The organism is Zarconia navalis LEGE 11467, assembly GCF_015207075.1.
Taxonomy (GTDB): domain Bacteria; phylum Cyanobacteriota; class Cyanobacteriia; order Cyanobacteriales; family Geitlerinemataceae; genus Zarconia; species Zarconia navalis.
Genome location: NZ_JADEXN010000405.1, coordinates 1 through 5,287, shown reverse-complemented (window position 1 = coordinate 5,287; position 5,287 = coordinate 1). Strand labels below are relative to the sequence as shown.

General features: G+C 49.9%; 2 protein-coding genes and 1 pseudogene. All 3 read right to left on the bottom strand.

Annotation, left to right across the window (positions count from 1 at the left end; all coding sequences use genetic code 11):
• Positions 1–700: 700 nt before the first annotated feature.
• Positions 701–3,247 (bottom strand): response regulator, encoded by a 2,547-nt coding sequence (locus IQ235_RS18095; RefSeq protein WP_264322810.1) that lies wholly within the window; start codon positions 3,245–3,247, stop codon positions 701–703.
• Between the two features lie 210 nt (positions 3,248–3,457).
• Positions 3,458–4,579, bottom strand: coding sequence for a TRAP transporter substrate-binding protein (locus tag IQ235_RS18090; RefSeq protein WP_264322809.1), 1,122 nt, complete (start codon positions 4,577–4,579; stop codon positions 3,458–3,460).
• Between the two features lie 230 nt (positions 4,580–4,809).
• Positions 4,810–5,287: pseudogene (locus tag IQ235_RS18085) on the bottom strand (ABC transporter substrate-binding protein); the annotation flags it as partial.

Below are 5,287 nucleotides of genomic sequence, written 5' to 3'. Positions count from 1 at the left end.
GCTTGAATGCGATCGTCCACAACCGCAATGAGATAGTCCATAACCAATAAAAAATGTTAGATTGCGCGATTTCGTAGATTTCCTATCCCTTTCCCCAGTCAAAGCCAGTCGGCGACAACTTCTGCACCATGGCATAACCTCGGGTATCGTTCCATACTCAAGATTACCAGTTCGATCGGGGTTTCGGCGCGATCGGGTCGGTGGCGATCGCGCCTATTGGATCTGCTGGGTTTGAATTCATCCACTCTTCCCAGCTTCCCCCTCTTTCCCGTCTACCGGAATCAAAAAACAGACCCTTGTAAAGTTCTCCCAGCCTCCCGACATTTCTTTTCCATTCTGTCCGGATCGAACCCCAGCCAAGCGGGAGAAAACAATAGGTAGATGCACCCTTTTGAAGCACCCCCGGCCTAAAAAACCGGGGGTTTTTTCGATCGGATTTCAACTGAGGGGAAATCTTCCGGAGCGATGGGAGTCAAGCGCGTAAAAAATTCTAGATGACGACAAGCCATTTGGATCTCCTCTCTTCCCTACTGTTTTGCACGGTGGGGAATTTTTTGCGATTTGGGTTCGTCGATCCGCTCGGGCGAACGGGCTATTTTGTCTAAAATATCTTTTCTTTTATAGAAGCTAGCGTTATCGAGGATTATAATAATTTTTGCCGACCCTTCATTAAGCTGTCAATTGTATTTCCTGAGTTATCTCAAACCATCACTGTATTTTGGTACTGATATAGCGCTTGAATAATCGCTTCAACCTTCACTGGCTTGCTGATATAGTCATTCATTCCCACGGCCAAACAGCGATCGCGATCGCCCTCCATGGCATTGGCCGTCATGGCAATAATATAAGGACGGGAATAGGGCGCTCGCTCTTGATAAATCCGGCGAGTGGTTTCGAGTCCGTCGAGTTCGGGCATTTGGATATCCATAAAAATGACATCGTAGGACTGACGATCGAGCGCCTCTAAAACCTCCGTCCCATCTCGGGCCAACTCAATTTCATACCCCAATCGCTGAAACATTCTGCGAGCCACTTTTTGATTGACTGGCGTATCTTCAGCTAGGAGAATATCGAGGGGCAGCTTTTGGGCCAATTCGGGATCGAAACCGCTGAGGGTAACCTTAGTGGAGGGAGAAGTTGCCATTGCAAGATCGGGTGCGGCTTCGGGTAAATCTAACGTCAGGCTAAACGTACTGCCCACACCGCGTTGAGAGCGCACCTGGAGTTGGCTACCCATCATTTCGAGCAGTTTCTGGCTGATGGCCAAACCCAGTCCCGTCCCTTGCGATCGCCGTTGATTGTCTCCCACCTGCTCGAAGGGTAGGAAAATTTTATCGAGTTCCTCCGGCGAAATGCCCACCCCAGTATCTTCAATTTGAACGTGAATTTTCCACATAGGGAGGCTGCTAGTAGCTCCATCGAGACTCGTAACATTTGGGGAGGTTGAATCGGGGGGAGGTGCGATCGCCTCTATCCGATTCAAGACATTCACCGTGAGGGTGACACGACCGAGATCGGTAAACTTAATCGCATTGCCGAGTAAGTTGAGTAAAACTTGCCGCAACCGTTTCTCATCGACTTTCACCATCTGGGGGAGGGTTGCCGCAATGCGATCGTGAAACTCAATTTTTTTCTCCTGAGTCCGAATTCGACAGAGTTCTACGATCCCCCTCAAGAAACTGGGAAAAGCACAGTCATGGGAATTCAACTCCATTTTCCCCGCTTCGATTTTTGAAAGATCGAGAATATCGTCGATTAAATCGAGCAGATGCTGACCCGACTGATAAATAATGTCGATTTCTTCTCGTTCTCGACTCGTCGCCGCTTTTGAATCCTGGAGGATTTGGGCAATGCCCAAAATTCCATTGAGGGGAGTGCGCAAGTCGTGACTCATCTTCGCCAAGAAATCGCTTTTAGCTCGGTTGGCCGCTTCAGCGGTCTCTTTGGCTTCGGCCAGAGCCACGGTGCGCTCTTCAACCTGCTGCTCCAGGTTGCGGTTGTAGTTTTCCAACTCTTGCCGAGATTGTTTGAGGGAGTCGGTCATTTGATTGAAGCTGGTCGCCAAAGTCCCGATTTCGTCGCCAGACTCTACCTCCGCTTTCGTATCGAACTTTCCCTCCACAATCTGAGTGGTTGCTCTGGTCAACCGTCGGATGGGAGCCGCAATTTTCCGACGCATCAGCACCGCCATCCCCGCCACCACCAACACCACTAGCAGTCCGCCGAGTAAAGTTTGCCACTGTGCCGTTGCCAGACTTTTGTTTCCCGATTCGAGTTCTGCGGTTAAAGCGCTCTGCTGGCTGATGACAATTTCTTCGAGCAAGCCGAGCATCTCGGCGGCCAGGGGTTCGGCATCCGTGCCGAACACGTACAAGTCTTCCCGATATCGATCGCCTTCAACGATATCGAACATTTTCTGCGGCAGACCCGCAAATGCATTGCGCCGACGGGCGATTTCATCCAAGCGCTTTTGTTGAGTGGCACTCAGCAGTGCTCTTCGATCGAGCAATTGTTCCCAAGCCTGCCGATTCCGATTCGAGTAACCCGCATACTCGAAGCGAAAAGAGGGATCTCGAGTCACGAGATACCCTCGTAAAGAGGAAATCGAAAGGGCAAAAGATCTCTGAAAATCTCCCATATCTTGAAGAAGCTTGGTATTTCCCAGAGATGGGGAGCGAGTTGCTTGTTCTTCGATGATGTTGTCAATTTCTGAGAGAATAATGGAAATGGAGATTTCTCCTTCTTCTTCCAACAGGCGCAGTGCCGGTTGGTTGGCCCGTCCGCTATCGCGCAGGACGAACAACTGTTCGGGTAGGGCTTTCCAAGCCTGATATTTCTCTTGCAGTTCTTGAAGGCGTTGGATGTTTTCCGGGGAAGGAAGATCGCGCAACCGCTCGTTCTGTAAGCCCTCTGTTGCGAGTGCTAGATGCTCTTCAAACTTCTGTCGGGCTTGTTGGTAGCGATGGCGAAACTCCGAATCTCCCGTGGCAAGGTATCCCCGGACGTGGGAGGACATTTGCAGTAAATCTGCTTGAGCGTGGGCTAAGGTCAATGCCGTGGGCACGCGCAATTCTTGAGTGCGATCGATTTTCGCCGCCACCAAAGCCCCACCGAGATAATTTCGCCCCACGACCAAAAACGTTAGAGCTACCAATACTCCGAAACCTAAGTCTAGCTTGCGACTGATACTGAGATAGTAGAACTTTGTTTTTAGGGTTTGCCAAATGGGTGAGAGATGTCTTTTCACCGATGTTCGATCTAAAGTGATGAATTTTATAGAATCAGTCTAACCTAAGTCAATCGAGGGCTAGATTTTCCTGTATTTCGCAACCGAAAGCCAAAGGGAGTCGGACAACGATCGCGACGATTTTGTAGAAAGCTTTGCTCGATCGCAGCTCTTGCCAGTCACGCGCCCATCAATCGTTGCTGAATGCCGATCGATGAATGCTTCTCTTTTTTAAGAACCACTTAAGTCGATGGCAAAATTAGCAAAGCTCAGTTCGTTGAGCTGATTCCACCCATAAATGCGATCGCGAAATACTTTCCAGGAATCGTAAATCTTTTTAAAAGTGGCATCCCCGCTGGCTATTTCTTCATACAATTCAAATGCCGTTTTATAGGTTGCGGTGAGAATTTCCCGGCTGAAGGGTAAGAGTTGAGTTCCGCCAAGAACCATATGCTCGAGCTCTTTACCATTCACCGCATTAAACTTCGCCAGCATTTTGGCATTCACATTCGTTGCCGTCGCTTGAAAAATTTCTTGATATTCCTTGGGTAGTGTTTGCCACTGACTCAAGTTCACCTGAAATTCGTAGCTGGTTCCCGGTTCCCACCAGCCGGGATAGTAGTACAAAGGAGCTACTCGATTCAACCCGAGCATTTCATCGGCATGAGGGTTTTTCCATTCCGCCGCATCGATGAGTCCTTTTTCTAGGGCCTCAAAAATTTTATCCCCCGGCAGAACTTGAATCTCGGCACCCAACCGCTCTAAGATTTGACCGCCCAACCCCGGTACGCGCATTTTCAAACCCTGAAAATCTTCGATCGCATTTACCTCGCGCTTGAACCAACCGCCCATTTGGGCGCCGGTATTTCCGCCGGGAAAGTTAATCACACCCAAATCGAGATCGGCGTAAAGCTTCCGCATCATCTCCAAGCCACCGCCGTAATACAGCCATGCATTTTGTTGGATTGCTGTCAACCCAAAAGGTATGGTTGTCCCAAATGCCATCGCCGGGCCGCGATCGAGATAGTAGTAGCTGGCGCTATGTCCGCATTCGGCCGTCCCATCAGCGACTGCGTCGAGAACCTTGAGTCCGTCGGCGAGTTCCCCAGCGGGATAGGGCGTAATCGCAAAGCGTCCGTCGGTCATTTTGCTGACTGTCCGGCAGAGTAAATCGGCGCTTTCGTAGAGAATTTGGAGAGATTTGGGCCAACTGGTGGCCATGCGCCAGCGAATGACGGGTAAATCGAGAGACGCTGCTGTAGTAGAAATTGCTGTTTGTTGCTGGCAAGCTCCCAGTGCCGTCGCACCTATAGCTCCTGTTGTTGCATAGTTAATAAAATTGCGCCGCTTCATATCAAATCCGGTAGTTTAGTTGCTTCACTAGAGACTCGCAGATGCAGGGACGCACAGAGAAAGACAAGAAGGACAAGGGGGTATAAATTTTGCGGAAACCGACACCGCTCACTTTCCGTCCCGTTCAACTTTCCAAGACGAATTTTTTAATGCACGCATTCTCTTCCCCGGCGATCGAAGCCGCCGATGCTCCCGTTTCCCCCGAAGCTCCCCCAGCTCTTTTCCAACAGTCACGAACCCCTCGCAGTACCAACCATAAAATTGATAAAGCTCAGTTCGTTAATTTGATTCCAACGATACACCTGCGTGCGAAAAGTATTCCAATTCTCGTACACCCGACGAAAAACTGGGTCGTTACTGGCGTATTCTTCATACAACTCAAACGTTTTGCGATAAGCAGCCTGCACGATTTCCCCGCTGAAGGGGATAAACTCCGTGCTGCTTTGGATGAGTCGCTCCACAACTTTACCGTTTCTGGCATTATATTCCGCTAACATCGTGACGTTGGCGTTGGTTGCCGCGACTTTCAAAATTTCCTGATATTCGACGGGTAGCTGTTCCCACAAACGGCGATCGATCTGTAGTTCGTAAGTCGCACCCGGTTCCCACCAACCTGGATAGTAGCAGTAGGGAGCGGCTTCGGGAAGACCCATGGTTTCGTCGTCGTAGGGATTGTTCCACTCCACCGCATCAATTTCTCCCTTAAAC

Bases quoted from the DNA above. Each gene is read 5' to 3' on its own strand.
- IQ235_RS18090 (WP_264322809.1), bottom strand. From the start codon at position 4,579: ATGAAGCGGCGCAATTTTATTAACTATGCAACAACAGGAGCTATAGGT.